General features: G+C 62.2%; 24 protein-coding genes. 12 read left to right on the forward strand and 12 right to left on the reverse strand.

Annotation, left to right across the window (positions count from 1 at the left end):
* Positions 1 to 51 precede the first annotated feature (51 nt).
* A complete protein-coding gene (locus OSC37_RS09735) occupies positions 52 to 591 on the reverse strand; it encodes a GNAT family N-acetyltransferase (protein WP_267161280.1) in 540 nt (179 codons plus the stop codon).
* Between the two features lie 134 nt (positions 592 to 725).
* Complete coding sequence (gene hemE, locus OSC37_RS09740) at positions 726 to 1,733, reverse strand: uroporphyrinogen decarboxylase (RefSeq protein ID WP_267161281.1); 1,008 nt, start codon at positions 1,731 to 1,733, stop codon at positions 726 to 728.
* Between the two features lie 84 nt (positions 1,734 to 1,817).
* Between hemE and OSC37_RS09745 the strand changes: the two genes are divergently transcribed.
* From OSC37_RS09745 to OSC37_RS09760, 4 genes are all read left to right on the forward strand, one after another.
* Complete coding sequence (locus OSC37_RS09745; protein ID WP_267161282.1) at positions 1,818 to 2,246, forward strand: universal stress protein; 429 nt, start codon at positions 1,818 to 1,820, stop codon at positions 2,244 to 2,246.
* Between the two features lie 78 nt (positions 2,247 to 2,324).
* Complete coding sequence (locus OSC37_RS09750) at positions 2,325 to 3,176, forward strand: CBS domain-containing protein (protein ID WP_267161283.1); 852 nt, start codon at positions 2,325 to 2,327, stop codon at positions 3,174 to 3,176.
* Positions 3,173 to 4,909 (forward strand): glycine--tRNA ligase, encoded by a 1,737-nt coding sequence (gene glyS, locus OSC37_RS09755; protein WP_267161284.1) that lies wholly within the window; start codon positions 3,173 to 3,175, stop codon positions 4,907 to 4,909. The genes OSC37_RS09750 and glyS overlap by 4 nt, the downstream gene beginning before the upstream one ends.
* A 4-nt stretch (positions 4,910 to 4,913) precedes the next feature.
* Positions 4,914 to 5,522, forward strand: a complete 609-nt coding sequence (locus OSC37_RS09760) for a diacylglycerol/polyprenol kinase family protein (protein WP_267161285.1) — start codon at positions 4,914 to 4,916, stop codon at positions 5,520 to 5,522.
* 11 nt (positions 5,523 to 5,533) lie between these two features.
* On the opposite strand, the gene OSC37_RS09765 is transcribed toward OSC37_RS09760, so the two are convergent.
* The 3 genes from OSC37_RS09765 to OSC37_RS09775 all read right to left on the reverse strand — a co-directional run bounded on the left by OSC37_RS09765 (position 5,534) and on the right by OSC37_RS09775 (position 10,517).
* A complete protein-coding gene (locus OSC37_RS09765) occupies positions 5,534 to 5,902 on the reverse strand; it encodes a DUF5615 family PIN-like protein (RefSeq protein ID WP_267161286.1) in 369 nt (122 codons plus the stop codon).
* The gene (locus OSC37_RS09770) at positions 5,899 to 6,174 is read right to left on the reverse strand and encodes a DUF433 domain-containing protein (RefSeq protein ID WP_267161287.1); all 276 of its coding nucleotides are present in this window, start codon (positions 6,172 to 6,174) and stop codon (positions 5,899 to 5,901) included. Before OSC37_RS09770 ends, OSC37_RS09765 begins: the two co-directional genes overlap by 4 nt.
* 209 nt (positions 6,175 to 6,383) lie before the next feature.
* Complete coding sequence (locus OSC37_RS09775; RefSeq protein WP_267161288.1) at positions 6,384 to 10,517, reverse strand: Eco57I restriction-modification methylase domain-containing protein; 4,134 nt, start codon at positions 10,515 to 10,517, stop codon at positions 6,384 to 6,386.
* A gap of 101 nt (positions 10,518 to 10,618) precedes the next feature.
* Between OSC37_RS09775 and OSC37_RS09780 the strand changes: the two genes are divergently transcribed.
* On the forward strand, positions 10,619 to 11,053 hold the full coding sequence (locus tag OSC37_RS09780; protein WP_267161289.1) for an NUDIX hydrolase: 435 nt from the start codon (positions 10,619 to 10,621) through the stop codon (positions 11,051 to 11,053).
* On the opposite strand, the gene OSC37_RS09785 is transcribed toward OSC37_RS09780, so the two are convergent.
* Positions 11,050 to 12,585, reverse strand: a complete 1,536-nt coding sequence (locus OSC37_RS09785) for a PQQ-binding-like beta-propeller repeat protein (protein WP_267161290.1) — start codon at positions 12,583 to 12,585, stop codon at positions 11,050 to 11,052. The genes OSC37_RS09780 and OSC37_RS09785 overlap by 4 nt on opposite strands.
* Before the next feature lie 88 nt (positions 12,586 to 12,673).
* Here OSC37_RS09785 and OSC37_RS09790 point away from each other — a divergent pair, with 88 nt between their 5' ends.
* Together OSC37_RS09790 and OSC37_RS09795 are read left to right on the forward strand one after the other, a co-directional pair.
* Positions 12,674 to 13,288 (forward strand): class I SAM-dependent methyltransferase, encoded by a 615-nt coding sequence (locus OSC37_RS09790; protein ID WP_267161291.1) that lies wholly within the window; start codon positions 12,674 to 12,676, stop codon positions 13,286 to 13,288.
* Positions 13,289 to 13,404: 116 nt separating this feature from the next.
* Positions 13,405 to 14,091, forward strand: coding sequence for a hypothetical protein (locus OSC37_RS09795; RefSeq protein ID WP_267161292.1), 687 nt, complete (start codon positions 13,405 to 13,407; stop codon positions 14,089 to 14,091).
* A 61-nt stretch (positions 14,092 to 14,152) separates the two neighbouring features.
* Here OSC37_RS09795 and gatB read toward each other — a convergent pair whose 3' ends face one another.
* Positions 14,153 to 15,631 carry an Asp-tRNA(Asn)/Glu-tRNA(Gln) amidotransferase subunit GatB gene (gene gatB / locus OSC37_RS09800; protein WP_267161293.1) on the reverse strand — a complete coding sequence of 493 codons (1,479 nt, stop codon included), beginning with the start codon at positions 15,629 to 15,631 and terminating at the stop codon, positions 14,153 to 14,155.
* 233 nt (positions 15,632 to 15,864) lie between these two features.
* On the opposite strand from gatB, the gene OSC37_RS09805 reads away from it, so the two are divergent.
* The 3 genes from OSC37_RS09805 to OSC37_RS09815 all read left to right on the forward strand — a co-directional run bounded on the left by OSC37_RS09805 (position 15,865) and on the right by OSC37_RS09815 (position 20,338).
* On the forward strand, positions 15,865 to 17,040 hold the full coding sequence (locus OSC37_RS09805; protein ID WP_267161294.1) for an HD domain-containing protein: 1,176 nt from the start codon (positions 15,865 to 15,867) through the stop codon (positions 17,038 to 17,040).
* 670 nt (positions 17,041 to 17,710) lie between these two features.
* Entirely contained in the window at positions 17,711 to 18,595 is an 885-nt protein-coding gene (locus OSC37_RS09810; RefSeq protein ID WP_267161295.1) for an MBL fold metallo-hydrolase, read from the forward strand.
* A gap of 87 nt (positions 18,596 to 18,682) precedes the next feature.
* A complete protein-coding gene (locus OSC37_RS09815) occupies positions 18,683 to 20,338 on the forward strand; it encodes a methyl-accepting chemotaxis protein (protein ID WP_267161296.1) in 1,656 nt (551 codons plus the stop codon).
* Here the strand turns inward: OSC37_RS09815 and OSC37_RS09820 are convergent, their stop codons facing one another.
* The 5 genes from OSC37_RS09820 to OSC37_RS09840 form a co-directional block, all read right to left on the reverse strand.
* Positions 20,339 to 21,229 carry a sulfurtransferase gene (locus tag OSC37_RS09820; protein WP_267161297.1) on the reverse strand — a complete coding sequence of 297 codons (891 nt, stop codon included), beginning with the start codon at positions 21,227 to 21,229 and terminating at the stop codon, positions 20,339 to 20,341.
* 197 nt (positions 21,230 to 21,426) lie between these two features.
* Positions 21,427 to 21,954 (reverse strand): peptide-methionine (S)-S-oxide reductase MsrA, encoded by a 528-nt coding sequence (gene msrA, locus OSC37_RS09825; protein ID WP_267161298.1) that lies wholly within the window; start codon positions 21,952 to 21,954, stop codon positions 21,427 to 21,429.
* Between the two features lie 63 nt (positions 21,955 to 22,017).
* The gene (locus OSC37_RS09830; RefSeq protein WP_267161299.1) at positions 22,018 to 22,632 is read right to left on the reverse strand and encodes a reverse transcriptase-like protein; all 615 of its coding nucleotides are present in this window, start codon (positions 22,630 to 22,632) and stop codon (positions 22,018 to 22,020) included.
* Positions 22,633 to 22,679: 47 nt separating this feature from the next.
* The gene (locus tag OSC37_RS09835) at positions 22,680 to 22,919 is read right to left on the reverse strand and encodes a DUF8028 family protein (RefSeq protein WP_267161300.1); all 240 of its coding nucleotides are present in this window, start codon (positions 22,917 to 22,919) and stop codon (positions 22,680 to 22,682) included.
* Positions 22,920 to 23,067: 148 nt separating this feature from the next.
* Positions 23,068 to 23,532, reverse strand: a complete 465-nt coding sequence (locus OSC37_RS09840) for a DUF8009 family protein (RefSeq protein ID WP_267161301.1) — start codon at positions 23,530 to 23,532, stop codon at positions 23,068 to 23,070.
* Positions 23,533 to 23,749: 217 nt separating this feature from the next.
* Here OSC37_RS09840 and OSC37_RS09845 point away from each other — a divergent pair, with 217 nt between their 5' ends.
* Positions 23,750 to 24,316, forward strand: a complete 567-nt coding sequence (locus OSC37_RS09845; protein ID WP_267161302.1) for a response regulator transcription factor — start codon at positions 23,750 to 23,752, stop codon at positions 24,314 to 24,316.
* A gap of 62 nt (positions 24,317 to 24,378) precedes the next feature.
* On the forward strand, positions 24,379 to 26,349 hold the full coding sequence (locus OSC37_RS09850; RefSeq protein ID WP_267161303.1) for a DUF460 domain-containing protein: 1,971 nt from the start codon (positions 24,379 to 24,381) through the stop codon (positions 26,347 to 26,349).
* Positions 26,350 to 26,442: the final 93 nt, after the last annotated feature.

Genomic DNA, 26,442 nt, shown 5'->3' on the forward strand with positions numbered 1-26,442 from the left:
TGCGAGCGGTGTCTACCTGTCTCTTGTGGTCGTGTTGTCGTCGGCCAGCATCTACAGATACCGCGACATACGGTGTGTGATACTCATCGGGTTGACGACGCTGAATCCGGCACGCGAGTACAGCCGCTGGAGCTTTCGCTCGGATTTGCCGACCGACAGCCAGACGTATTCTGTGCCTTCTGCCTGTGCGTGACCCATCCCGGCGGACAGAAGTCTGGTCCCGATACCAGCTCCCTGGTACTCCTGGTGAACGAAAATGGCCAGCTCGTGTCGACCGGTGTCGTCGGGGACGAAACTGACGTGGCCGACGACTCGGTCGCCGTGGCACGCAACAACGTCGGGGCCGTCGAGAATCGTATCCAGCCACTCGCGTATCGCAGGCTCTGACAGCGGCGGCACCCCCTGTGCGCGTTGCTCTGGGGCGAAGTCGTCGTACATCTCGACCAGCTGCGCGCGGTCTTCCTTGTGGTAGGCCCTGACAGCTATCTCCCGACCTGCATCGTCTGTGAACGCCTGTGGCGGATGACTTGGCCGTATCCGCTCGGGGCCGACTCTTTCTCGAACTGTGCGAACGAACTCTCGAACGCCCATGAATTATATGAATGACTGTGGACACAAAGGTACTTTGGACATATACTCATTATATCCTAATACAGTTGGATATATAACAATCTATAATGTGGGTGCGCCAACGCCAGAAAAGATAGTCCGTCAGGTGCCGCGTGCTACCACTGCCAGTCTTTCGCGGTCTCGACAAAGGCCTCGACGCCGTCGACGGGTGTATCCTTGTGGACGCCGTGGCCGAGATTCAGAATGTGCCCCTCGGGACCGGCGGCCTCGATAATCTCGCGGGTCTGCTCGCGGACGGCGTCTGTCTCGCCGTACAACGCTGTGGGGTCGAGGTTCCCCTGGACGGGAGTCTCGCCCAGTTGCTCGCGGGCGGTCGCCATCTCGGTGGTCCAGTCCAGACTCACGACATCGGCCCCAGTCTCTTCGAGGAGGTCGAGCCGGCCGTTCATCCGGCGGACGAAGATAATCGTCGGCACGTCCAGCCCGTCGAGGATGCGCTGGTGGAGCGGCAACAGGAACTCCCGGTAGTCGGCGGTCGTCAGCTCGCCGGCATAGGTGTCGAACAGCTGGAGCACGTCCGCACCGTTGTCGATCTGGAACTGCAGATACTCTCGGACGACCTCGGCGAAGGAGTCAAGTAGTGCCCGAAAGGCGTCGGGATGGCGCGCCCGGAGCGCTCGCAGGGGGCGGTGGGTGCGACTGGGCTCGCCGGCCACCGCATAGGACGCGAGCGTGAACGGGCCGCCGGCGAAGCCGATAATCGCAGTCTCATCGCCGACGCGCTCAGTGAGCCGACGGAGGAGCGCACCAACGTACTCCAGTTCCTCGCGCACGTCGCCGACAGCCCGGTCGGCATCGTCGGGGCCGTCAACGGGGTTCTCGACGACCGGGCCGACACCGCTCTCGATATGATAGGAGAAACCGAGTGGCTCCAGCACGGTCAGAATATCGGAGAACATCACCAGTCCGTCAGGACGGTAGTACTCCCAGGGGAGGAGCGTAATTTCCTCTGCAACCGCCGGCGTCTTGATGGCTTCGAGAAAGCTGTACTCCTCGCGTATCTCGCGGTACTCGGGGATGTGGCGGCCGGCCTGTCGCATCATCCAGACAGGAGGCCGCTCGGTGTGCTCTCCACGCGCCGCGCGAACGAGCAGGTCGTCCATTGTCTTCTGGTTCGGTCAGGAGGCGTTAAGCGTTTGCGAACCACCGCCGGAAGCTTCAAACGTCCGTGCATGTGAACAATACACATGAACGGGCGCGTCCTCTTGCCGCTGGACGGCAACGAACACGGGAGGCGGGCCTACGAGTACGCGGCCGAGCTCTTTCCGGATGCCACATTCGTCCTGTTACACGTCATCAACCCCGCGGACGCGAACGTCCCGGTCGACGGCGCGATATCGACGTTTCCGGAGGGGTGGTACGAGAAGCGACAGGACCGTGCCGAGCAGGTCTTTGCGGGCATCGAGGAGCTGGCCGCCGAGGACGGTATCGAGACCACACAGGCCGTCGAACTCGGCAAGCCGACGCGGAAGATACTCGACGTGGCAGCGGCCGAGCAGGTCGACCACATTGTGATGGCGACACACGGCCGCCAGGGCGTCTCGCGGCTCTTGCTCGGGAGCACCGCCGAGACCGTCGCCCGGTGTTCCGACGTTCCTGTGACCATCGCTCCCTGACGACTGTTTCCGTCGATTCTCGTCAGGGCGTACCAATGTGTAAGGACTTAGTAGATGGGCCGTGGATTATCGGGCAGTATGAACGTCGAAGATGTCATGACGAGTCGTGAGGAGGTCGTCACCGTCGAGGTGCCGGGGACGCGTGACGACGCACTCGATTACCTACAGGAACGCCAGTTCTCTTCGGTCCCCGCGGTCAAACAGACCGACGACGGGGAACAGTTTCGCGGTATCGTCTCGCGGAGTTCGCTCATCAAACGCCCCGACGAGGACCAACTCGCTCTGCTCGCCGACGACGGTGCCTCGACGACGACCGGAACGCCGGTCAGCGAGGTCGCCGACCTGATGCTCCGGGAAGACGAGCGCCGAGTCCCGGTTCTGGACGGCGACGAACTCGACGGTATCGTCACCGTAACCGACATCGTGCGAGCAATCGCCCGCGGCGCAGTCTCGGAGGATGTCGAGGTCGGCTCCGTCGAGGGCGCGGAGGTCAACTGCGTCTACAGCGGCACCCCCCTTCCCGTCGCCGAGCGGGAACTCGCCCACGCCGGCGTCCCCTACGCGGTCGTGCTCGACGACGACGGCGGGATGACCGGCATGCTGACAGAGGTCGACCTCCTCGCTGTTGCTCGCGTCGTCGAGGGCGAAGAGGATATCGGTGAGTCGATTGCCAACGAGGACGACGACTGGGCCTGGGAGGGTATCAAAGCGGTCGGCAACAGCTACATGCCCACCCGGAACGTCGAGATTCCGAACAGGGCAGTCGAGGCCTTCATGACCGCTGATGTCGTCTCTGTGAGTTCGAAACGGCCGGTCACAGAGGCCGCACAGCTCATGATCGAACACGACATCGAACAGATACCCATCGTCAGCGGCGGCCAGCTCTCGGGTATCGTCCAGGACGTGGACTTACTGGAGGCGATACGATGAGTGAGGGCGACCGCCTCGCCGAGCTCGCCAAGCGCCGCGGCTTTTTTAACCAGACCGCGGCGGCCTACGGCGGCGTCGCCGGCTTCTACACCTACGGCCCGCAGGGCGCGGCGCTGAAAGACAACATCGAGGCCGCCTGGCGCGACCGCTACGTCACCCGCGAGGGCCACATGGAGATCGACGCGCCGACCGTGCTCCCCGAGCCGGTCTTCGAGGCCTCGGGCCATGTCGAGACGTTTACCGACATGCTCGTCGAGTGTGCCAACTGCGGCGAGAGTCACCGCGCAGACCACCTCGTCGAGGACCACCCCGACTCGACCGTCGAGGACGCCGAAGCCCTCCCGAACGAGGAGGTCGGCGAACTTATCGCCGAATACAGCATCGACTGCCCCGACTGCGGGACGGCGCTCGCCGAGGAACCCGTCGAGGACTTCAATCTCATGTTCGAGACGAACATCGGTCCCGGCAGCTCCTCGCCGGGCTACCTGCGCCCCGAGACCGCACAGGGCATCTTCGTCGACTTCCCGCAGTGGGCCGAGTACGCCCGCAACCAGCTCCCCTTCGGCGTCGCCCAGATTGGCAAGGCCTACCGCAACGAAATCAGCCCGCGCAAGTCCATCATCCGGGTCCGGGAGTTCGCACAGGCCGAACTCGAGCACTTCGTCGACCCCGAGGACGAGCCGCCGCTCGAACGCGTCGAGGACGTCGAAATTCCACTCTACTCTGTTTCCCAACAGCAGTCCGACGGCGGCGTCGAGGAGATGACGGTGCGAGAAGCCGTCGATAACGGTGTCGTCGACAGTGAGTGGCTGGCCTACTACCTCGGTATCTCGAAGGCGTGGTACGAGCGCATCGGCGTCGACATGGACCGCTTTCGGTACCGCCAACACCTCTCCGGCGAGCTCTCACACTACGCCTCGGAGTGTTGGGACGCCGAGTCCGAACTCGGCGGCGACTGGGTCGAGTTGACCGGCTTCGCCACGCGTGGCACCTACGACCTCGACAAACACGCCGAGTACACCGGCGAGGACTTCTCGGTCTTCCAGCAGTACGACGAGCCCGTCACCGTCGAGCGCCCGACGGTCGACCCAGAGATGAGCTATCTCGGGCCCGAGTTCGGCAACGCGGCGGGCGACATCGTCGATGAACTCGAAGCCCTGGCCGAGCGCGACCCCGACGCCTTCGACGGCGAGACTGTGACCGTCGAGGCCGACGGCGGGAGCTACGAGGTCCCGACCGAGAAGACCGGCTTTGCGGTCGAAGAGGTGACTGAGGCCGGCGAACACGTCACGCCACATATCATCGAACCCTCTTTCGGCGTCGGGCGGCTCATCTACACGTCGCTGGCGCATAGCTACCGCGAGGACGAAATCGACGGCGAGGAGCGGACCCGGCTGGCACTGCCGCCGGAGGTCGCACCCACGACCGTCGGTGTCTTCCCCTTGATGGATAAGGACGGCCTCGGCGAGCGCGCCCGCGAGTTGGCGAGCGACCTTCGGGCGGCCGGCCTTGAAGTCACCTACGACGACTCGGGTGCAATCGGGCGGCGCTACCGCCGTCAGGACGAGGTCGGGACGCCGTTCTGTGTCACCGTCGACTACGACACGCTCGACGAGGAGACCGTGACCGTCCGCGAGCGCGACAGCACCGACCAGGTACGGGTTCCCGTCGCAGACCTTCCGGAAACGCTCGCTTCCCTCCGCGACGGCGACATCACATTCGACGACCTCTGAACCGATGGACAGAGTCGACGTGCGAACCGTGCTGTTCCGGGACGAAATCGCCCGTCGACTGGTCCACGCGAGCGGGAGTGTGTTGCCGCTCGCCTATCTTGCTGACCTCACGACGTGGCCCCAGACCCAGGCGCTGTTTGTTGTCGGCGCGACGGTTGCGCTGGCTCTGGAGGCACTCCGTCACACCGGCCGTATCGACTGGCGCATTTACGACTACCTCATCCGCGAGTACGAGGCCGACAACGTCGCGGCCTACGCCCTCTATATGCTGTCGAGTGCGGTCGTCGTCGTGGCCTTCGAGCCACAGATTGCCGTCCCTGCCGTCTTCATGTTGACCGTCGGCGACTCACTCAGCGGGCTGGTCGCCGGCGACGAGTTCCGCCGGGTGAAACGGCCCCGGGCGCTCGCGGTGATGTTTGCTGTCAGTGCGGCGCTTGCCGCGCCTTTCCACCCCGAGACGCCGCTTGCGGTCCTGTTGGGTGCGGCAGGGGCGACCGTCGCCGACGGCTACAAGCCGGTGATTCGAACCTACGTCATCGACGACAATCTCACGATTCCCCCAGTCGGGGCGGCGGCGATGGCCGTCGGTATCGAACTGACCGCGCTGGTGTGACTGGTTCGGTTTCACTGTAGCCACTCGTACCATTCGTCGAGTTCCACGACGTTGTTGGAGAGCTCGGCGATTCCGTACTGTTCGAGGACGGCGTCTACAGTTCGTGCCAGTCCTTCCGGGTCCTCGTCCGGAAGCTTCTGGTCGTAGTAGAGGAGGAGCCCGGAGTGGTCTACCTCCCGGTGGAGCGCTTCGAAGTCCTTCGCGTTGTTCGAGATCAAGAGCGTCTCGTTTTCACCACACCATCGGAGCAACGCTCTGTCGCTCGTGTGCTCGCCGAATCGGTCCTTTGCTTGACTGACGGGATAGCCCCGACTCCGAAGGATGTGCTCGAACACTCGTCCGACGTGTTCGTCGAGCAGCAACTCCGGCGTCGAACTCATGAAATCGGTTCTTTGGGCTTCAGCGACGACTCGCTGACCGACTCGAACGCCGCGGCGTTCTCGTGTTCGTGTGCCCGCATCTCCTCGATGTTGTCGTAGTAGTACGCCAGCGCCTCGTAGACTGCCGCCAGTGAAACCTCGAACTGGTCGGCGACGTAGGCCGGCGACTGCCCGCCTTCGATTGCCTTCGCGGCGACGTGACGAACGCCGACCCGGGTCCCCTCGATGCGAGGTTCCCCGCCGAGTACGTCTTCGTCGCTGGTGATGGGCATACGCTGTTCTTGGGCGTGTTCTCTTTTATACCTTCGTCCGGCCGTGTTTTTCGACCGGTGCGTTTTGTGGCGTGTGTCACTCTCCAGTCCGTCCCGAACCGACCGCACATTCGTATGCCGCGTGATTCACTCCCTGCCTGCCTCGTTCCGTTGCTTGCGGGCCGCTCGCGTCGCGGCCTCCAGTCGGTCGGCCTCGCTCTCGCTGGATGTTACTCTCCGACGGCCTCCTCCACTATCTCGATTTCCTCGTCGGTCAGCCCGTACAGTTCGTAGACGATTTGGTCGATGAGGTCGTCGGTTCGCTCGATTTTCGCCTCCAGTTCCTCGGCGCGGGCTTTCGTCTCCCGGTAGCTCGCCAGCCCCTCCGCGACGTCGGCCACCGCGGGGAGGGTCAGCTTCCGCAGGCGGTCGACCAGCGAATTGGTCTTCGTCGCCGTCTCGCGGAACTCCGCGAAGCCGCCGGCCTCCTCGACGGCCACCGGGACGAACGCCTCCACGAGGTCGGCCTCGGTCTCGGTGAGGTCGGTCACCCGCAACGCCGGCAGCGGCTCGGTCTCGGCATACCCCCACCGGTCGGTCTCGGGGTCGTCCCCGCCGTAGTCGTCGCGTCGGGCACCCTCCAGTTGTGCCTCCTCGGGCTTGTACCGCGCCGTGAGCCGAATCTCGACGGTGGTCGACGACTCCCGGACCACCTCGCAGTCGCCCACGCGGAGGTTCGGGTGCTCCTCTGTGGTCCGCTGGAGGATGGAGTCGGCCGCGCCCTCCGGGGGCTGGGTCAGGCCGATGTCTGCGAGAGTTTGACCTTCATTATATGCTCCGAAGTAGTCTATTAAATCCAAATTTAATTTATCGTGCTCTGTTCTCAAAATTATCATACATTCTGATAAAATTATCGCATAATTGTATCTATTTCTGGCATTCGAGTCTTCTTCCTGATAATTATTTAATATTTTAGCACAGTCCGTGATCCTCGTAGGCATCTTTTCTGATAATGAAAATGATATTTCATCACCTACGTAATTGGAGCCTAACGTTGGCATTGGCAACTGAACAATGTGTCCCCTTTTTACTTGAGCCAAAGCCTCTCCTTCCTCTGGGTTTATTATATTTTGGTAGTACCAATTGACAAAACTGGAATTGATGAGAGCAAGTAAAAATAATGGAACATAATTCTCGCTTTTGGGAATTACTATGTGTAGATTATCCCGTGCTATGAATCGTTCATTATCCAGTGCCGCGATTAGTGAGTCCCCTGTTTGTCGAATTAATATCTTCTTTTTTACATTGAAGATTTCTGGATCTCGCGGTGCAGCTAACCATTCCCCATAGCTAATCCAGTAGTCATTATCCCACTTAATCAAATATCTGCTAATCAGACTTCCTCTAAGTAGTGGCCGGAACGAATCGTCTTCTTTTTGCTCGGAGACGTATGGTTTCTCGTCTACAATTTCCTGTGTTTGTGGAGGGTTTCCCTTTCCCTTCTCAAATGGTTTTGTTCCATTGTATATATCACAAACATCTTTCATTTTCACTGATTCGGAAAACTTTTGTTCAATAGACAATGCTTCTGTGTCGGCAAATATGTTGACTGCTGAGCCTTCTCTGTTTTGAAGGAATTTTTGCTCTAGCTCTGATTTTGTCACTGTGTTGTCATATCTTCTCTTTTCAACACTAATCGAATTATGATTCTGAATCTCTGTTGAAAATATCAGCGATATTGGCTCAACAGTGGCATCCGAAAATACTTCGTGTTCGTACTCAACAACCGAATGAATTGATGTTTGATTAAAAATTAATTCTCTAATATTTGTGAATTTTAGGTTAGTCAGCCAGGTGTTAGGAACAATCATACCAATCATTCCGCCATGTTTGGATATCTGCGTACACATCTCCATAAACAATAAATATCGGTCTAATTGGTAATCTTGGTAATCAAAGGTTAGATTGAAGTAGTCCTTTTTTACCTCAGACATCTCTTTTCCGTACGGTGGGTTCTTTACAATTGCATCAAATCCACTCTCCGCCTTCACCTCCCCGTCGATGTCGAAAAACACCTCGGGGAACTCCAGTTCCCAGTGGAAAAACGCCTCCTCCTCGGCGGTCGCCTGCGCGCTCTGGAACCAGTCGGTCTCGGCAATCTCGGCCCACTCTTCGTCGTCCTCGATAGCGCCGGCCATCTCCCGGTAGGCGTCCTCGGGCACGTCCAGGCCGAAGGCCTCGGCGGTGTGGACGTTCGCCAGCTCGAACAGGCGCTGGTAGAGCGGGTCGGCGCGGATGTCGTCGTAGATCTCTTCCATCGAGTGGATGTCCGCGAGCGTCTCGTTGTCGATGTCGAGCAACTCCTGCATCCGGTCCATCACGTGGTCGAGGGTCCGCCGCCGGGTGCGGTCGAAGGCCTCGAACAGCGTCAGTTGCCCCGCGGCCTCCTCGTCGCCGTCCGAGAGCACCTCCGTGATGTCCGACCCCACCAGCGAGTTCCCCGTCTTGAGGTGGTGGTCGAGGAAGGCAAGGGGCTGGTCCGCGGCCAGCGTTTCGAGCCACATCGACAGCTTCCCAAGCTCGACGGCCATCCCGTTGATGTCGACGCCGTAGATGCACTCCTTGGCGATTGTCCGCCGGAGGTCCTGCTCGTCGTAGGACTGTATCTCCTGCTCGCGGACCACCTCCATCACCTGCTCGGTCAGGTATCCCGTCGCGCTCGTCAGGAAGTGGGCGCTCCCCATCGCCGGGTCGAGTATCTTCAAATCGAGCACCGACTGCCAGAACCGCCGGAAGTACTCCGCCTCGCCCGGCTCCAGCCCGTCCGCGGCGAGGTCGTCTCTGATGTCTTCAAGCAGCGGGTCGACGGTCTCCTCGACGATGTAACTCACCACGTAGTCGGGGGTGTAGTACGCCCCCGTCGCCTTGCGCTCGCCGTCGTCGTTGACCACGTAGAGGCCGCCGGCCTCGACGGTCTCGACCGCATCGGCGACGCTGACCTCCGTCGCAGGTTTCCAGACCTGGCCGCCGTCGGCGGCGACCGCGGCGTACTCCTCGGGCGCGACGTGGAACCCGTGTTCGAGCAGCCCCTCGTAGATACTCCCCAGATGGCGGGTGTCGAGGTCGGCGTAATCCGCAAGCACGAACGAGCCGTCCGTTTCGGTGGTCCCGAGCCGGTAGACCACCTCGGCGACGTATCTGTCTGCGACCTCGTGCTCTGCGAGGAAGGCGTGGTTTTCGTCGTCGAACAGCCCGCCGTTGTAGGGCGGAATCCCCAGCTCCTCGTTGCCCTCGTCGACCAAATCGAAGAGGTTGCCGAGCCGGTTCCACATTGTCGTCGAGTACTCGCTGTAGGTGTCGAACCCCTCGCCGGCGCTAATCTCGTCGTGAATCTCTGAACGCAGTTGTGTCAGACTGAAATTCTCCTCGTACTCCGCGACCTGCTCGGGCGATTCTGGGTGTATCAGGTCACGAGATTCCGCGTAGAGGACGAACATCAGCCGGTACAACAACACGAGCGACTGCTCTTTGAGTTCGGTCAGCGCGGCCTCGTCGTCGGGGTCGATGTCGAGGTCGTTGGTCGCGACGAATCCCTCGCCGAGCACTCTGAGCGCGGTGAACACGTTGTCTTGGAGGTCCGACCCGAGTTCCTGAGCCGCGGTCTCGCTCTCGGACCAGACCGTATCCAGAAACGACGTGCCGGCCGTCTCGGCGAACGCTTCGGGCCGGAAGAACACGTAGAAGTATTTGAACGCCTCCAGGTCGCCCGATTCTAGCAGCTCCGGCAGGTCGACCTCGTAGTACGTCTCGGTGGCGTAATCTTTGGTCCCGTAGAGCCGCCACTTGCGCCCGTCGGTGAGAATCCCCCACCGGAGCCCCTCCGGCGTCTTGTCGAGATAGTACTTAATCTGCTGAGAGGCGTCGTAGTACGACCTGTTTTCGGCGAACCGCTGGCCGAAGTCGGCGTTCCACTGTTTCGCTTCGAGCACCGCCGAGGCGAGGTTGTACATCGCTCCGGCGTCGCCTTTCTTCTTTTGCAGTGCCGCTCCCCGGCGCGTATCGCCGGACTCGAACAGCAGTCGGTCGTTGTACCCTTCGCCGCCCGGCAGCGTCGTCTCGGACATCATGCCGAATCCGAGCGCGTCGAGGACCTCCTCTATCCAGATATCGAGCAGTTCGTCTTCGTTGTACGAGGCAAGCAGCGACCCCTCGATCTCCCATAGCTCCTGTAGCTCCTCGAAGGCCTCCTGTGCGGCCTCGTCACAGTCCCAGGCGTCGAGGTCGTCGACGCGCTCGTCGAGATAGTAGCCCGCAAACAGGTTCGCGTTGTGATATGGCGTCGTCTGGAGGGTTGCCTGGCTCATCGTCTGCCTTACACCAGCCAGCCGAGTAGTATCAAAGTACTGTTAGCCGTTATCCGGAGCCGAACCGTCTTATTTATCGATCAGCCAACTGACCGACCCATATGCTGAACGAATACGGCTACGTCGTCAACGTCGATGCCGCAGTCCTCGGCGACGGCGAGTACCTCCTCATCGAGCGCAGTGCCGAGGAAGACCACGCCGCTGGCGCGCTCGCCTTCCCCGGCGGCAAGGTCGAACAGTCTCCCGGCGGCGAGAACACCGTCAGCGAGACGGCCAGACGCGAGGTACGCGAGGAGGTCGGCGTCGAAATCGATGCTGTCGAGTACGTCACCAGCAGGACCTTCGAGGCCGACACCGGAACGCCCTGTCTCAATCTCGTCACCTGCTGTGAGTACGCCGGCGGCGAGGCCCACCCACGCGAACCCGAAGAGGTCGCCGCGGTCCACTGGCTCACCCCGGCAGAGATTCGCGCACACGAGTCTGTTCCCCCGTACATCCGTGACTACCTCGACGCAATCGAGAGACACCGCCGCTAGGACTCCGGTTCGTCGTCGCCTCGCCACCACAGATACCCGCCGAGCGAAGCCAGCGCCGTCGGCACACCGAAGCCAGGCCCCAGTCCATCCAGGTCTGGTCCGAGTCCGGTTCCGTTCGCTGGTTCCTGGGTCCGGCTGCTGTTCGGGCCTCCCGTGGGCGCTGAGCCCTCTCTGCTCGCTCCGCCGCCACCGCCGACTCCACCCCCACCACCTCGACCACCACCGCCACCTCCGCCAGCACTTCCGCTACGTCTGCCGTCTCCACTACCTCCATCGTCTGGTTGGTCGGCGGGTGTTCCTCCCTGGCCGTCGCCGGAGGTTTCGGTTGCAGTTGCGGTCGGGGTCTCCACGCGCCCGTTCTCGAGCTCGGGCGGCCACGCGTCGTGGTGGCCGAGCGTGCCGAGTCCGACCCTGGACCCCTTACTTTTTCCGGTCGGGTCGGCGACGGTCGGCGAAGACCGCACCGAACTCGTCGGCCCGGTGAACCGCCACGCCTCCTCACCGCTCGCGGCGTCGACGGCGTATAGCGTCTCGGCTCCGGTTCCGACGTAGACGGTGCCGTCAGCGACTGTCGGCGACGACTGCACACTTCCCGTCGGCTCGGTGAAGGCCCACACCTGCTCACCAGTCTCGGCGTCGACGGCGTACAGCGTTGCGTCGTCGGCCCCGACGTAGACGGTACCCTCGGCGACAGTTGGCGACGACCGGAGCGTGTCTGTCGGCTCGGTGAACCGCCACACCTCCTCGCCGGTCTTGGCGTCGACCGCATACAGCGCGTCGTCGCTGGCTCCGACGTATACGGTGTCGTCAACGACCGTCGGCGAGGACCGAACCGAGCTCCTGGGCGTCGAGAACGTCCACGTCTGCTCGCCAGTCTCCGCGTCGAGAGCGTACAGCGTCCCGTCGACGCTGCCGACGTAGACGACTCCCTCTGCGACCGTCGGCGACGCGGATATCCCGCCCGCCGGCTCGGTGAACTGCCACGCCTCCTCGCCGGCCTCAGCGTCGACAGCGTACAGATTGCCGTCCATACAGCCGACATAGACGGTACCGTCGACGACAGCCGGTGACGACGCCCAAATCTGTCCCGACGGCCCGGCAAACGTCCACTTCTCCGTGCCGGTCGCGGCATCGACGGCGTACAGTCGACTGTCCATACAACCGACGTAGACTGTTCCGTCGACGACCGTGGGCGAGGACTCGACGCCGTCTCCCGGCTGGGTGAAGGCCCACACCTGCTCGCCCGTCTCGGCGTCGACGGCGTACAGCTGGCCGTCCATCGTCCCGACGTGGACGGTGCCGTCGACGACTGTTGGCGAGGACTGTATCGCCGCGTCCGGCGCGCTGAACGCCCATGCTCGCTCGCCGGTCGCGGCGTCGACCGCATAGAGGTTACTATCGAACGAGCCGACGTAGACGGTCAGCCCCTCGGCGCGTGCACCGGCAGGGATGGTGAGGACACCGGCTCCGGCGGCTCCGACGACTCCCCGGAGAAACGTCCGCCGTCCCGGCCGACCAGCTCCCTCGTCCATACCGGCCTGTTCGCGGCCGCGAGCAAAAAGCGCCCCGCGTCGGACCCGACTCCGAGGAGTATAAGCCACTCAGGCGACGACTACCGATATGGACCCTGAGGACGTTCGCCAGGACTGGGCCGACCGCTCCGGGAAGTTCTCGCCGACGTACTACGCTCGTCTCGGCCCGAATGAGGTGAGCGAGACGCTCGTCGACGTGCTCTCACACTATGCTGTCGATTCGGCCGCGGTTCTCGAAGTCGGCTGTGGCTGTGGCCGCCATCTGAACCACCTCCGGGAACACGGGTTCGCGAACCTCACTGGCGTCGATATCAACGCCGAGGCATTCGAGGTGATGGACGACCACTACCCCCGTCTCGCCGAGACCGGGAACTTCCACACCGGCGCTATCGAGGACCTGCTCCCGGAGTTCGAGGACGACGCCTTCGATGTCGTCTATTCTGTCGAGACACTCCAGCACGTCCACCCCGAGGACACCTGGGTGTTCGAGGACCTGGTCCGCGTCACCGACGACCTGCTGGTCACCGCCGAGAACGAGGGAAACAGTCCCACGCGGGGCCGGGACAGCGAGGTCAGCTACGTCGACGACGACTTCCCGCTCTATCACCGCAACTGGAAGGAGGTGTTCGACGACCTCGGACTCGCCCAACTCCTCTGTGAACCGACCGCACGGGATACGATTCGCGTTTTTCGGGGCGTTTGACACTCCACTGCTGTCACAGCTGGCTCTCCGTTTTGAGGGGGTAACGACCCTTTACCGTCCGGTCTGTCGTGTAACAGAGGGGAACCTATATGTACGACCAGGTGTGTGCCTTGGATATGTCCTCCCCACTCGTACAGGCCGTTCGTAGCCGTCTCTCAGTTCGCCCGATACTCCTTTGGGCGGTTTCGCTTGCGTTCGTCGTTGCGGTCACCGAGGACCTCGTTGTCGTCCTCGCTATCGCCGCCGGGTTTGCCGGCAGCGAGGCTCTCGACGTGCTCGTCGACGTTCCCGGCATCGACGAGCGGTGGGCAAAGGCGGCCCTCGGGCTGGTGGTGACAGTCGCGGGTGGCGTCTGGCTGTGGGTCGAGCTATCTGGGGCGACGAGCGTGGAGACCGTCTTCCCTGCCCTCGCCCTCGCCACGGGGCTCTGGCTAACACTCGACGCCCGGGCCGACTTCGTCCAGGGTCGTCGCGTCACCGAACCCGACACCGACGAGATGGAGGCCGGTGAGGCGATGCTCGCAATGCAACATATCCGCCTGGTCGCAACGGAAATCCAGACTGGACCGAAGACGGTCTCCGAACTGGCGACCGCCTGTGACCTCACCGAGTCGCGGGTGCGTACCGCAATCGACCTCGCGAGCGAGGACGGGACTGTATACCCTGTCGAAACCGACGCTGACGACCCCCGGTACGCGCTTGATGAACAGAAAATCGGCGCTACCGGCGTCGGCCAACTGCTTGGCGGGGGTCTCTGGACGCTCGTGAGCCGTCTCGCCCGGCCACTGGTCGACCAGTTCTGACGCGCCCACGCTTCGAGGAGTGAGAAACCGTCCGTTCGCCAGCCAGACCCCCGGTGAGCTGTTACTCCAACTCTGCCCGGAGCAGTTGATTCACGTCGCCGGGGTCGGCGCTGCCACCTGTTTTCTGCATGACCTGTCCCACGAGGAAGTTGATAGCGCCGCCCTCGCCGTCGTGGTAGTCTTCGACGGCGTCGGGGTTCTCCTCGATTGCCGCCTCGACGGCCTGCTGGATTTCGTCGCCACTCGATTTACCGAGCCCTTCCCGCTCAACGACACTGTCGGGGTCTGCTTCCTCGTCGAGCATCTCGCGCAGGACGGTCTCACGGGCGTTCTTGGCGGTAATCTCGTCGGTCGCGACCAGCTCGATGAGCCGGCTCACTTCGTCTAGGCGGCCCTCGATTTCGGTCACGCCCATGTCGCGGTAGTTCAGCTCGCCCAGCAGCTCGTCGGCGACCCACGTCGCCGCCAGGTCGGGGTCGAAAGCGGATGCCACGTCCTCGTAGAAGTCGGCGACCTGCTTGGTAGTGGTGAGCTTGTCCGCGGCCTCGCTGCTCAGGCCGTACGCCGACTGGAACCGCTCACGACGGGCGTCTGGCAGCTCGGGAATGTCGATCTCGTCCTTCCAGCCCGAGACCCGAAGCGGCGGGAGGTCGGCCTCGCCGAAGTAGCGGTAATCTTTCTCCTCCTCTTTCGAGCGCATCGAGACGGTGATACCGCGGGATTCGTCCCAGTGGCGGGTCTCCTGTTCGACGACTCGACCCCGCCGGATGGCGTTTTTCTGTCTGGTCGCCTCGTAGGACAGCGCCTTCTCTGCGCCCTTGTGACTGGAGATGTTCTTGACCTCCGTGCGGTTTGCCGACTCCAGGGCCTCTTCGGCGATTGTTCCGTCCTCGGCGACGGCCGCTTCCTCGACGACGGAGAGGTTGGCGTCGATGCGGAGGCTGCCGTCCCGGGATGCGTCGAAGACACCCAGGTATTCGAGCACCTCTTCGAGCTTCGCCAGGAAGGCCCGGACCTCTCCTGCTCCTCGGAAGTCCGGCTTCGTGACGATTTCGAGCAGTGGCACGCCGGCGCGGTTGTAGTCGACCAGCGTGTAGTCGGCGGTGTCGATAGAGCCGCCCTGGTGTTTGAGGCTGCCGGGGTCCTCTTCGAGATGTGCCCGGCGGATGCCGACGGCCCGTCGGCTCCCCTCGACGGAGAACTCGAGCTCGCCGTCCTGACAGATGGGGTCGTCGTACTGCGTAATCTGGAAGTTCTTGGGCAGGTCGGGGTAGTAGTAGTTCTTCCGGTGGAATCGCGTCTCCTCGGGAATCGAGGCGTCGAGCGCTTTACCGACCTTCACGGCGGCCTCGACGGCCGCCTCGTTGAGAACGGGCAACGCGCCGGGCAGGCCGAGACAGACCGGACAGGTCTGGGTGTTGGGTTCCTCGCTGGGGTCGGTCGAACAGCCACAAAAAATCTTGGTGTCCGTCTCGAGCTGGACGTGGACCTCCAGCCCGATGACCACCGCGAGGTCGTCCTGTTCCTGTGCTTGTGCCATTGTCCGCGATTCGACGTGCTGGGGCTAAAGCCTGACGACACCGCTTGAGCCGCGTTTCCGGCGAGGTCGACAGCGGACCGAGAACTGAAACGTCTCTCCTCGGATAGCCGGCTGTTCCACTCCTCAGTATCGCTCTGTCTGTCGATACCACAAACCGAAACTAAAGAGCGAGCGACCAGGAGCGAACGCCGTTTCGACGGAGGTTTGAGTAGGAGGTGAGATAAATTGGGTTTGTGAAAAATATTCGCGACCCGCTTTACGGGTTCATTACGGTCAACGAGATGGAACTGGATGTGATAAGCACACCGGCGGTCCAGCGGCTCCGTCGGGTTGCACATCTCGGGTTGTCCGATGCGGTGTATCCGAGCGCTACGCACTCTCGGTTCGAGCACTCTCTCGGTGTCATGCATCTCGCCGGGGAGCTGGCTGAATCGCTGTCGTTCTCGGAGGAGACGGTACAGGCATACCGGCTCGCCGGGCTGTTGCACGACGTTGGCCACCCGCCGTTCTCTCACGCGCTCGAAGCGGTTATCGAAGAGAGGCTCGGGTTCGAGCACGAACGACAGTCCGAACGGATAATCCGAGAACTCGACGAGCTGTACGCGCCGGACGCCGAGTTCATCATCGACATTATTCACGGAAACACGGCGTACGACATTGTTGCCGGGGATATTGACGCCGATAGACTCGACTATCTACAGCGGGACTCCCAACGGACTGGCTTTCGGAACAGCAGCGTCGACGTCCAGACAATCATCAAGTTCGCACAGGCCCACGACGACCGGATTGTCTTCGACAAGAAAGCGGTCCAAGCCATCGAGGACATGTTCTCCGCTCGGCTCAGGCTGCTGAAGACCGTCGCCGGACACCACGCCACGCGCATCGCCGAGGCGATGCTCCGCCAGGCCGTGAACGACTTTCTCGATACCAGTTCGTACACGGCCGAGGACGTGCTCTCGTGGGACGACTATCAGCTTCACACGCGTCTCCTGGAGTACGAAGGATATGATTCTCTCCCGAAGAATACGAACGGCGGCCTGTACACTCGGATTGCGAACAGGAACCTCTACAAACGCGCCCTGTACGTCAACGAGAACGCTATCGGGCGGGAGGCGATTTCAGATATCGCAAACGAGTACGACGACCATCACGCTATCGAACAGGCACTCGCGGCCGAGGCTGGCGTTAGTCCGCGACGGGTTCTCGTGGACTTACCCTCGCTCCCGCCGGACGAGAGCACGACGGTCAACATCATGATGCCCGACGGGATTCAGCAGTTCTCCGACATCTCACCGACACCGTCGCACCTTATCGATGTCCAGTGGCGAAACACAACTCTCGGCGTGTACTCGCCACAGAGCGCCACCAGTGCTGTTCGGGAGGCAGCCCAAGAGTACTTCGACCTCTGAACGGACCAGTCCACGAGGGGTTCCTGTACAGCATCCGCCGGCCACCCCTTCACAACGCAGCCACGTCGCCGGGGCGTCGACACTCCGGCTCAGACTGGTCACGAACACGTCCTCATAGTGATTGTTGCGGTTATTTTCGTGACCACGTCACGAATATCAGTGTTTCACGGCGTGAGACCCACGTCTCGTTTCCCGACGGCGGTAGTGTTCAGATAAGAGATTTGGAGGGGGATTCAGACGAAGAAAGCCCTCGACTGTCTCGACTCCCGCGTTCCGAAAGACTCGCGCCGCTCGTCTTTCGTCGTTCCGCTCATGCTATTCGCGGAACACTCGCTGCGCGTGGTTCGAAAGAGCGGAGCTCTTTCGTCATCACGAAAATCTTTGATTTTCGAACGACTTCGGCCGTTTCACGGCCTGCAGTGTCTCCTCACGGCGCAACGCGCCGTTCGGACGGGCCGAGGCGGCAGTGCCGCCTCGCGGCTTACGTCGTCCGGGTTCGTCGAGACAGCCTCGCCCTTTCAGTCCGCCAGGGTTTGCTTGGTTAGCCGGTAGAAACAATATGTTTGCTCGGTGCTTATCTGAACACCGCCCCGACGGCGGTAACGACTCGCAACAATCAGTATCAGACAATCACACGCCTTTTTGTCCGACGGCCCCTCTTTCGAACCGAATGCAGGTCACCTTGCTCGGCACGGGCGACACGACCGGTACACCCACCGTTGGCTGTGACTGTGACACCTGCGAGAGCGCCCGTGAGCCGTCCGACGAACTCCGCGAACGACTCCGCCAGCAGGGGGCAACAATCACCCCGAGCGGCGGCGTCGAACGAACGCGCTTCTCGGTTCACGTCCACAACGAACGCACCGACGAGTCTCTCTTGATAGATTTTAGCCCCGATTTCCGCCACCAGTTCCTCCGGGAAGATGTCCCGCTTCCGGACGCGGCCGTCGTCACGCATATCCACTTCGACCATCTCGACGGGCTGGGCAACTGCTACCGCCTCCTCGACGAAATCGAGGTCTTCGCTGCCGACGAGACCGACCCAGCGACCGGTGAGAGTGTCGCCGACACCGTAGCCAGCGATTACGACTACCTCGATGGGGTGGCTGTCGAACCCCAGACGCCCCTCGAACCCTTCGAGACCTGTGGGTTCGAGGGCACGCTCGTCCCGGTCGTCCATCCGCCACTTCTCTGCTACGGACTGACAGTCGAAGACCTCGAGACCGGGGCAAAGCTCGCGGTGACGGGCGACACCTGTTATGCGATTCCGGAGGTTACGCGACGCCAGCTCGCGGGGGCGGACCTGTTGCTCGCCGAGGCGCTGGTGCCCGCTGATCTCTGTGAATACCACCCACTCGGCGGCGACCACCACGACAGCGACGGGGTCCCCCGGACCTTCGGGACGAAACACATGACACGAGAGGGTGCGCTCGAACTAGCCGACGAACTCGACGCCGAGCAGACCCGCCTCGTTCATGCTGCTCACTTCTATTCGGCCGAGGAGGCCTTCGAGACAGCGCTCGCTGTCGACGGCGAGCAGTATCACCTGCCCTAAAACTTGTTCAGATACTGGTATTCATCCGGCTATTTTATCAGTCTGGTTTTCATGCAGTTATATATGACACGCACGGGCTCACGGCTGATGACTACCTACGAGCGAACGCTCTGGAAGACCATGGAGCTGCTCGGCATCACGGAGTCGATAGAGCGGAAGGTGCTGACAGCTATCGTGTTGCAGTTTCTTGCAACGGTCGCCATCTTCCTGCTGCCGTTTTTCGTCTCTGGGGTCGTCTTTTTCGTTCTCGCGGCGGTGCTATTCGTCCTCGCGGCAGCCGCTGCGGCGAACACCGTTCTGGTCGTCCGTCGTGACTTCATCACGCCGGTCCTCGACCTCGAAGCGACCGCGACACAGATGGCACAGGGAGACATTGATGTCCAGGCCGAGCAAAGCGACCAGCCAGACGAGATTGGCTCGCTGCAAAACGCCTTCGTCGACCTAGAGGAGTTCCTCGATACCGTGGGACGCCAGGCCGATGCGCTCTCACGCCAGCAGTTCGACGACTCGGTACTCGACGAGGACGTCCCCGGCGAGTTCGGCGAATCGATGTCTCGGATGACGACGAGCCTCCGGGAGTACACCGAAAACCTCCAGGATATGAGTAACCAGATGGAGCGCCGGTCGATGCATCTCCAGCAGCTCGTGACCGCCTTCAGCGATGCCGCAGAGCGCGCACAGGAGGGCGACCTCACGGCGACCATCGACGAGAACTCTCTCCAGCTCGAAGAGGAACAACACGAACAGCTCGTCGACAACTACAACGAACTCATCCGGACCATCGGCGAGACAGTCAGCCAGGTCCAGACCTTTGCGACCGATGTCTCCAAGGCCAGCGACGACGTGACCGAAACCACCGACGAGGTCGAGAGTATCAGCACCGACGTTGCCAGGTCGATTCAGGAAATCTCCGACGGCGCGGCAAAACAGACCGAGGAACTCCAGGCGGTCGCCGAGGAGATAAACAACCTCTCAGCGACGGTCGAACAGATTGCGGCCTCGGCCAACAACGCCGCCTCGACCGCCGGGGAGGCCGCCGAGCGCAGCCGGAGCGGCCGCGAGGCTGCCGAGGATGCGATCACCGAACTCGACGAGCTGGAGGCGAGTATCAGCGAGACCGCGACTGCCGTCGAGCAACTCGTCGAGGAGATTCAGGAGATCGACGAAATCGTCTCGTTCATCGACGAGGTCGCCGAGGAGACGAACCTGCTCGCGCTGAACGCCTCTATCGAGGCAGCCCGTGCCGGGCAGGCCGGCGAAGGGTTCGGCGTCGTTGCCGACGAGGTCAAGAATCTCGCTGAAGAGACCAAAGAGTCGGCGGGTGAGATTTCAGCCCGCATCGAAGCCGTCCAGACACAGTCCGAAGAGACGGTCGCCGACGTCCAGGCCATGGAGTCACAAGTATCCGACAGCGTCGGCACCATCGAGATGACATTGAACAACTTCGAGGACATCGTCGACGAGGTTGGGACGGTCAACACGACCATCCAAGAGATAAGCGACGCGACCGACGAGCAGTCCCGTACTGCACAGGACGTGGTCGGGATGGTCGACTCTGTCGCGAGTATCAGCGAGGAGACGACCGCACAGGCCGAAGACGTGGCCGCCGCGACCCAACAACAGACTGCGTCTGTCTCGGAGGTGAGCCAGAGCGTCCGGTCGCTGTCGGCTCAGTCCGACGACCTGCGCTCGTTGCTCGAACAGTTCACCGTCGAATCTGCTGTCGCCTCACAGCCGAAGTAGCTACTCTGCCTCGCCCGTTTCGATTGGCGCGCGAATTGTGTTGCCCCACTCCGTCCAGGAGCCGTCGTAGTTCTCCACGTCGTCGAACCCGAGCAGCTCCGAGAGGACGTACCACTCGATAGAGGAGCGCTCGCCGACCCGGCAGTAAGTGATGACCGACTGGTCTTCCTCGATGCCGACCTCCTCGTAGAGTTCGCGCAGTTCGTCGGGACTCTTGAACGTGCCGTCCTCGTCGTTCAACACTGTCGTCGTCGGGACGCTACGCGCCCCAGGGATGTGGCCGCCGCGCTGGGCGGTCTCCTGAAGCCCTTCGGGAGCGATGACCTCGCCGGTGAACTCCGCGGGGGAGCGAACGTCGACAAGCGGGACACCGCCCTCGATTGCCTGCTCGACGTCGCTCTTGTAGGCTCGGATGTTCTCGTAGGGGCCGCTTGCGGTGTACTCCTGGGGCGTGAACTCCGCCGTCTCCGTCGACAGCTCGTAGTCGTTGTCGACCCAGTAGCCCTTCCCGCCGTCGAGCACGCGGACGTCGTCGTGACCGTAGTACTTGTACTCCCAGTAGGCAAACAGCGCGAACCAGTTCGGCACGCGCCCGCCGCCGTAGAGCACCACCGTCGAATCCTCAGTGATGCCGGCCTCGCTGTTCAGGTTCTCGAAGGCTTCCTTGTCGAGGATATCTCGGGTCGTTCCGTCGCTCAGGTCTTCCTCCCAGTGGAAGAAGGTCGCACCGGGAATGTGGCCATCCTCGTAGGGTGTGTACTCCGAGTCGGCTGTGACTGTCGGGTTGTTAACCTCGAGCAGTCGGTACTCGGGGTCGTCTGCCTGGAATTGTTCGAGGTGTTCGTCTACCCACTCTGCCGTGACGAGTGCGTCTGTTTCGTGTGCCGTCATCACCTGTATATTGGTTTCCAGCAATAAAATACACCACCCTCACGGGTATGTTGGCGGCCCTCGATGACGCCGCGAAAACAGTTCTATCGGCGCTGGTGGCGGTCTCTGTGGCCTCTCTGGTCTCTCCCACGCCGTCCTGTTGTCGCAGATTCCGGCAATAATATCTTGTTTATACTCGGCGCGGCTGGTCGCGCGCTTCAGGCCTGCTGGAGCTTGTTCTGGAACTTCTCGCGGACCTTCTCGACTTTCGGACTCGCGTGCATCTGGCAGTACGCGTCGTTGGGATTTTTCTCGAAGTAGTCCTGATGTTTCTCCTCTGCGCGGTAGAAGGTTTCCAGGTCCTGCAGTTCGGTCACCACGTCGTCGTCGTACTCCTCGTCGACAGCCTCGATGTAGGCCTCGGCCTGGTGGCGCTGGTCCTCGTCGTGGGCGAGGACGATAGAGCGGTACTGTGTGCCCACGTCGGGACCCTGACGGTTCAGCTGTGTCGGGTCGTGGACGGTGAAAAATACGTCGAGCAGGTCGGCGTACTCCAGTGTCTCGTCGTCGTAGTCGACTTGGATGACCTCCGCGTGGCCGGTGTTGCCCGAACAGACCTCCCTGTAGGTTGGGTCCTCGGCGTGGCCGCCGGCGTACCCGGAGGTGACACTGTCGACGCCGTCGAGCTGTTTGAACGCCGCCTCGGTACACCAGAAACAACCGCCACCGAACGTTGCGCTTGGCATACCTCTGTTTGGGGCGCGATTCGTATGAATCTGACTGCTACGGCCAGTGTCGCCCGGGTGCGTTCAGTCGCCCGCGCCGCGGTTCGAACGCGAGGGCGGTGGAATCTGTGTCTCCGGGTCGGGGACACGCGGAAGGACACAGCGGGCCGGCTCGTCGCCGACGTGGGCGTACTGGCTCGGCGCGTTCGCCAGCGGGTGTGCAGGGTTGCGGTCGCTGGCGATGCGGGCGGCGCGCACGTCGGCGAAATCCCGAAGCCGGTTGCGGATGCCACGCCAGTGTAGGCCCGTCGGCCCCGGAATCGAGATATCGTGGTGTTGCTGTGTTCCTCGCCCTGCCAGGACCGAGGCGTTGACGTTCGCGGCGAGGTCGTCGTGGTCCAATAGTACCCCGATTCGCGCGTCCGCGGGTGAGCGTGCTGCGAGCACGTCCAACCCGAGATGGAGCGCGCGATACTCTGCCACGTTGTTGTCCGGGCAGTTCTGGGGGCGCGACAGCCGGGCGACCCGCTGGCCGTCGCGTGTCTGGATGACTGCCCCGAGGCCACCACCCGACTCTCTGAACGACCCGTCTGTCGCCAGATAGAACTCGAGGTGGTGTGTCTCTGGTGGGTGGGCAATATGTGGTGTCGGTGCCTCGTCGAACAGGTCTCGAAGTGACGGCCGGCCGTATGCGGCCATACATTCCGTAGGAGGGCTGTTTATAAATAACTACTGTCGATTGGGGACTATTCCAGGGCCTGCGGGCTGCCGACGTAGACCGCGACGACGTTGAGCGTCACGAGCGCCACGAACGCCAGTGTCGTCGGCCTGGACTCCAGCCCGGAGAGCAACAGCGACAGGTGTAGAAAGGGGAGCACAATCGCAGCCCAGAACGCGAGTCGTCTGACGGGCCGAACGACAAGTGCACGGATGTCTGGGCGGGAGCCGGGCAGGGCGGTCGTCTCAGAGAGCGGGGAGATTGACATTGGAGGGGTCACCTGGATAGGGCTACAACGGATTCCCACATATAACCGACCGAGCGTTCAGCTTGTTTCGGCTCGCTTAACGCTGGCGACGCCGATTTTATACCAGTATTTGTATCTTTTATAACGCGCTTAGAGGGGCGGAAATATTTTATAAGATATTCTCGGTGCTTTTTGGCGATTCTCGCTCGGAGAGGTCACCGAGTGGTGCGACGTCGACCTCGTGGGGGGCGGGCGTATGAATCGTCGCCGTCTCTCGAATCGCGTCGGCGACAGCGCGTCGCCAGTCTGCGACCGCCTCGACATGGCGGTCGTGGTGGCGTTCGACGGTATAGGTCTCTGTTGGGTCGTCTCGGAGCGCTTGTTCGGTGTCGACGGCGCTGGGATATGCCGGGGCCGTCTGCTCGATGAGCACGCTCGGGTCGACGTGGAGTGTCTCGCCGCCGTCATCTGTCGCCGTGGCGACGTGCAGGCGGGCGCGCATCCGACCACTGAACGGCGGCGTTATCCGGAGCACCGCCCGGCGGGGAGTCGACTGATTCAGCTCCATCGCCGTCACGAGGTCCTCGACGGTGACTGCGAGTGACCGAATCGATGTTGGGTCCCCATCTGGCATGTACGGCTGTCGGGACTGCAGCGACAAGTACCTGCTGTCATACCTTGTCAGGCACGGCCAGAATCGCGGGCGTCGGCAGATGCGAAGCCGATACTATTTTAGCTCTAGTCTGCCTTAGACAAACTGTGCACCGCGCGGGTCGACCTACAGTCAGCCCAGTGACAGAATATGCTGCCCTCTCGCCGAACACCGCTATTCGGAGGATATTTCACGAACAATGACTGACGAACTCACAATTCTGGTCGTCGACGACGAGCAAGATATCGCCGACCTGTATACGACGTGGCTCGGGATGGAACACGAGGTCCGCAAGGCGTACGGGGGCGACGAGGCTCTCGAGAAAGCTGACGCCGACGTCGATATCGTCTTCCTTGACCGCCAGATGCCTGACTACTCGGGTGACGAGGTGCTCGAACGGATTCGTGACAGAGGGCTGGACTGCCGGGTCGTCATGGTGACGGCGGTCGACCCCGATTTCGACATCGTCTCGATGGATTTCGACGACTACCTGACCAAGCCGGTCATGCGCGACGACCTCGACGAGGCCGTCGAGACCATGCGCGAGCGCGAGGAGTACGATCAGACCCTCCAAGAGTACTACGCGCTCGCCTCGAAGAAGGCCACTCTCGAAGCCGAGAAGACGCCCTCCGAGCTCCAAGACAGCGAGGAGTATCAGGAGATGGTCGACCGTCTCGACGACCTCGAAGAGGAGGCCGACCCCGCCACCGCTGGCTTCGACGACGATTACGACTCGCTGTTCCAGGAGTTCCCCGGCGGCGAGTAGCCCGTTGTTTGTGGATTGTGGCGGCGTAGCGTTAATGAGACGCGCGCACCTATCAGCGGGCAGTGAGTGACCGTACCGCTGCCCTCGACGCTGTTATATTCGGGCTCGACATCCAGAGCGGCGACGTGCGCGGCGACGCACCCTCGTACGCGCTGGTCACCTTCGACGGCGAGACACTCGAACGCGACGTGGTCAGCTACCGCAAGCTCCGCCGCCGTATCGAGGACGAGGAGCCCGCGATGGTTGCAACGGACAACATGTACGAGCTTGCAGAGGACAAAGACGCCCTGGTCCACTTTCTCGGTTCGCTTCCCGACCGGACCCGCCTGGTCCAGGTCACAGGTGCCCACGAACCCGAGCCCCTCTCTCGGGTCGCCTCGCGTCACGGCGTCCCCTACGCGAAGAAGCCGATGGCAGAGGCCGAGGCCGCGGCGCGTCTGGCGGCGGCGAACGTCGGCCAGGAGGTGACTGCCTTCACCGACACGACCGAGGTGAAAGTCGCCCGTGGGCGGTCGACCGGGAGTGGCGGCTGGAGCGAGGACCGGTTCACCCGCCGCATCCACGGCTCGGTCAAGCGCCGCACACGCGAGGTCGAGTCTGCTCTCGACAAGGCCGGCCTCGACTACGAGCGCAATGTCACAGAGAAGTACGGTGGCTTCGCCAACGCCGTCTTCACCGTCGAGGCCCGCCCCGAGGATATCCCGGTGTCGGCGAACCGCTCTGGCGACACCCGCGTCGAGATCGAGCGGGTCCGCCGTGACGGCGTCGAGTTCCGACCGTTGGCGAAGCGCCGTGACCCTATCGTCGTCGGCATCGACCCCGGGACGACAACCGCGGCGGCGACCATCGGCCTCGACGGCGAGGTTCTCGATGTGTTGAGTACACGGACCGCAGACACGGCGGCGGTTATTGAGTGGATAATCGAGCGCGGACGCCCGATACTCGTCGCCGCAGACGTGACGCCGATGCCAGAGACCGTCGAGAACATCCGCCGGAGCTTCGATGCTGCAGGCTGGAAACCCGACCGGGACCTGCCGGTGGACGTCAAAAAACACCGGACACGAGAGACGGGCTACGACAACGACCACGAACGCGACGCTATCGCGGCCGCCCTGGGAGCCTACGACGCCCACAACGACCAGTTCGACCGTATCGCCGCCAAGGTGCCCCCGCGACAGGACCTCGGGACCGTCGTCGCGCGGGTCGTGGCCGACGAAGAGCCAGTCGAGGCGGTGCTCGCAGATCTCGCCGACGACGAGGAAGAGGACGAAGAGGACCACGAACACGTCGAGCGCGAGCTCACCGACGAGGAGCGCCGGATTCGCCAGCTCGAAACACAGGTCGAGCGCCTGCAACAACACGTCGACGATCTTGAAACAACCGTCGAGCAGAAAGACGAGACAATCGCCGACCTGGAGGATGAACTCACCGAGGCGCGCAAACAGGAACGCCGCGAGGCACGCGAGCGCCGGGAGGTCACCCGGCTCGAACGCGAAAACCGCCGACTCGAACGCGAGCGCGACGAGGCACGCGAGGAAATCGACGCACTTGAAGGGAAGCTCGAACGTCTGAAGGCGCTGTGGAAACTCGACCACTCGAACTTCGCTGACGTGGCCGAGAAGAAGGCAGGGCTGGCACCGGTGAAAGTCGTCGAGCAGTTCACCCACGACGCAATCGAGTCGGCCCACGAGCGCTTCGGGCTCGCCGAAGACGACATCATCCTCCTCCGAGACGCCAGTGGTGCGGGCCGCTCGACCGCTCAGCTACTCGCCGAGTTCGACCCGAAGATTGTCCTCCGGAACGGTGACCTCTCGGATATGGCCGACCGGGTACTGTTCGACCACGAGATACCGGTCGCCCCCGCCGACCTGGTGACTATCCAGGAGGTCGACGAACTCGCCGTCACCCGAGAGTCCGAGGTCAAAGCCGCCATCGAGGACTGGGAACGCCGTGCCGAGGAGCGCCGCCGACAGCAAAGCGCCGAGATGGTCGACAGACTCATCAGCGAACACAGGGCTGACCGACCCAACTGAACTCGCGCCGCGAAGCAGAAGTTCATATATCGCACAATATAATAATCTTCTTGGGATTCTTACCGGCGACAGATTGGCATAACGCACTCTTGT

The sequence above is a fragment of the Halovenus salina genome, from assembly GCF_026410925.1.
In the GTDB taxonomy this organism is placed as follows: domain Archaea; phylum Halobacteriota; class Halobacteria; order Halobacteriales; family Haloarculaceae; genus Halovenus; species Halovenus salina.

What these genes read in the sequence shown, in the direction of transcription:
- OSC37_RS09735 (WP_267161280.1), bottom strand. Translation starts at nt 591, where the DNA reads ATGGGCGTTCGAGAGTTCGTTCGCACAGTTCGAGAAAGAGTCGGCCCC.
- hemE (WP_267161281.1), bottom strand. Translation starts at nt 1,733, where the DNA reads ATGGACGACCTGCTCGTTCGCGCGGCGCGTGGAGAGCACACCGAGCGG.
- OSC37_RS09745 (WP_267161282.1), top strand. Translation starts at nt 1,818, where the DNA reads ATGAACGGGCGCGTCCTCTTGCCGCTGGACGGCAACGAACACGGGAGG.
- OSC37_RS09750 (WP_267161283.1), top strand. Translation starts at nt 2,325, where the DNA reads ATGAACGTCGAAGATGTCATGACGAGTCGTGAGGAGGTCGTCACCGTC.
- glyS (WP_267161284.1), top strand. Translation starts at nt 3,173, where the DNA reads ATGAGTGAGGGCGACCGCCTCGCCGAGCTCGCCAAGCGCCGCGGCTTT.
- OSC37_RS09760 (WP_267161285.1), top strand. Translation starts at nt 4,914, where the DNA reads ATGGACAGAGTCGACGTGCGAACCGTGCTGTTCCGGGACGAAATCGCC.
- OSC37_RS09765 (WP_267161286.1), bottom strand. Translation starts at nt 5,902, where the DNA reads ATGAGTTCGACGCCGGAGTTGCTGCTCGACGAACACGTCGGACGAGTG.
- OSC37_RS09770 (WP_267161287.1), bottom strand. Translation starts at nt 6,174, where the DNA reads ATGCCCATCACCAGCGACGAAGACGTACTCGGCGGGGAACCTCGCATC.
- OSC37_RS09775 (WP_267161288.1), bottom strand. Translation starts at nt 10,517, where the DNA reads ATGAGCCAGGCAACCCTCCAGACGACGCCATATCACAACGCGAACCTG.
- OSC37_RS09780 (WP_267161289.1), top strand. Translation starts at nt 10,619, where the DNA reads ATGCTGAACGAATACGGCTACGTCGTCAACGTCGATGCCGCAGTCCTC.
- OSC37_RS09785 (WP_267161290.1), bottom strand. Translation starts at nt 12,585, where the DNA reads ATGGACGAGGGAGCTGGTCGGCCGGGACGGCGGACGTTTCTCCGGGGA.
- OSC37_RS09790 (WP_267161291.1), top strand. Translation starts at nt 12,674, where the DNA reads ATGGACCCTGAGGACGTTCGCCAGGACTGGGCCGACCGCTCCGGGAAG.
- OSC37_RS09795 (WP_267161292.1), top strand. Translation starts at nt 13,405, where the DNA reads ATGTCCTCCCCACTCGTACAGGCCGTTCGTAGCCGTCTCTCAGTTCGC.
- gatB (WP_267161293.1), bottom strand. Translation starts at nt 15,631, where the DNA reads ATGGCACAAGCACAGGAACAGGACGACCTCGCGGTGGTCATCGGGCTG.
- OSC37_RS09810 (WP_267161295.1), top strand. Translation starts at nt 17,711, where the DNA reads ATGCAGGTCACCTTGCTCGGCACGGGCGACACGACCGGTACACCCACC.
- OSC37_RS09815 (WP_267161296.1), top strand. Translation starts at nt 18,683, where the DNA reads ATGACTACCTACGAGCGAACGCTCTGGAAGACCATGGAGCTGCTCGGC.
- OSC37_RS09820 (WP_267161297.1), bottom strand. Translation starts at nt 21,229, where the DNA reads ATGACGGCACACGAAACAGACGCACTCGTCACGGCAGAGTGGGTAGAC.
- msrA (WP_267161298.1), bottom strand. Translation starts at nt 21,954, where the DNA reads ATGCCAAGCGCAACGTTCGGTGGCGGTTGTTTCTGGTGTACCGAGGCG.
- OSC37_RS09830 (WP_267161299.1), bottom strand. Translation starts at nt 22,632, where the DNA reads ATGGCCGCATACGGCCGGCCGTCACTTCGAGACCTGTTCGACGAGGCA.
- OSC37_RS09835 (WP_267161300.1), bottom strand. Translation starts at nt 22,919, where the DNA reads ATGTCAATCTCCCCGCTCTCTGAGACGACCGCCCTGCCCGGCTCCCGC.
- OSC37_RS09840 (WP_267161301.1), bottom strand. Translation starts at nt 23,532, where the DNA reads ATGCCAGATGGGGACCCAACATCGATTCGGTCACTCGCAGTCACCGTC.
- OSC37_RS09845 (WP_267161302.1), top strand. Translation starts at nt 23,750, where the DNA reads ATGACTGACGAACTCACAATTCTGGTCGTCGACGACGAGCAAGATATC.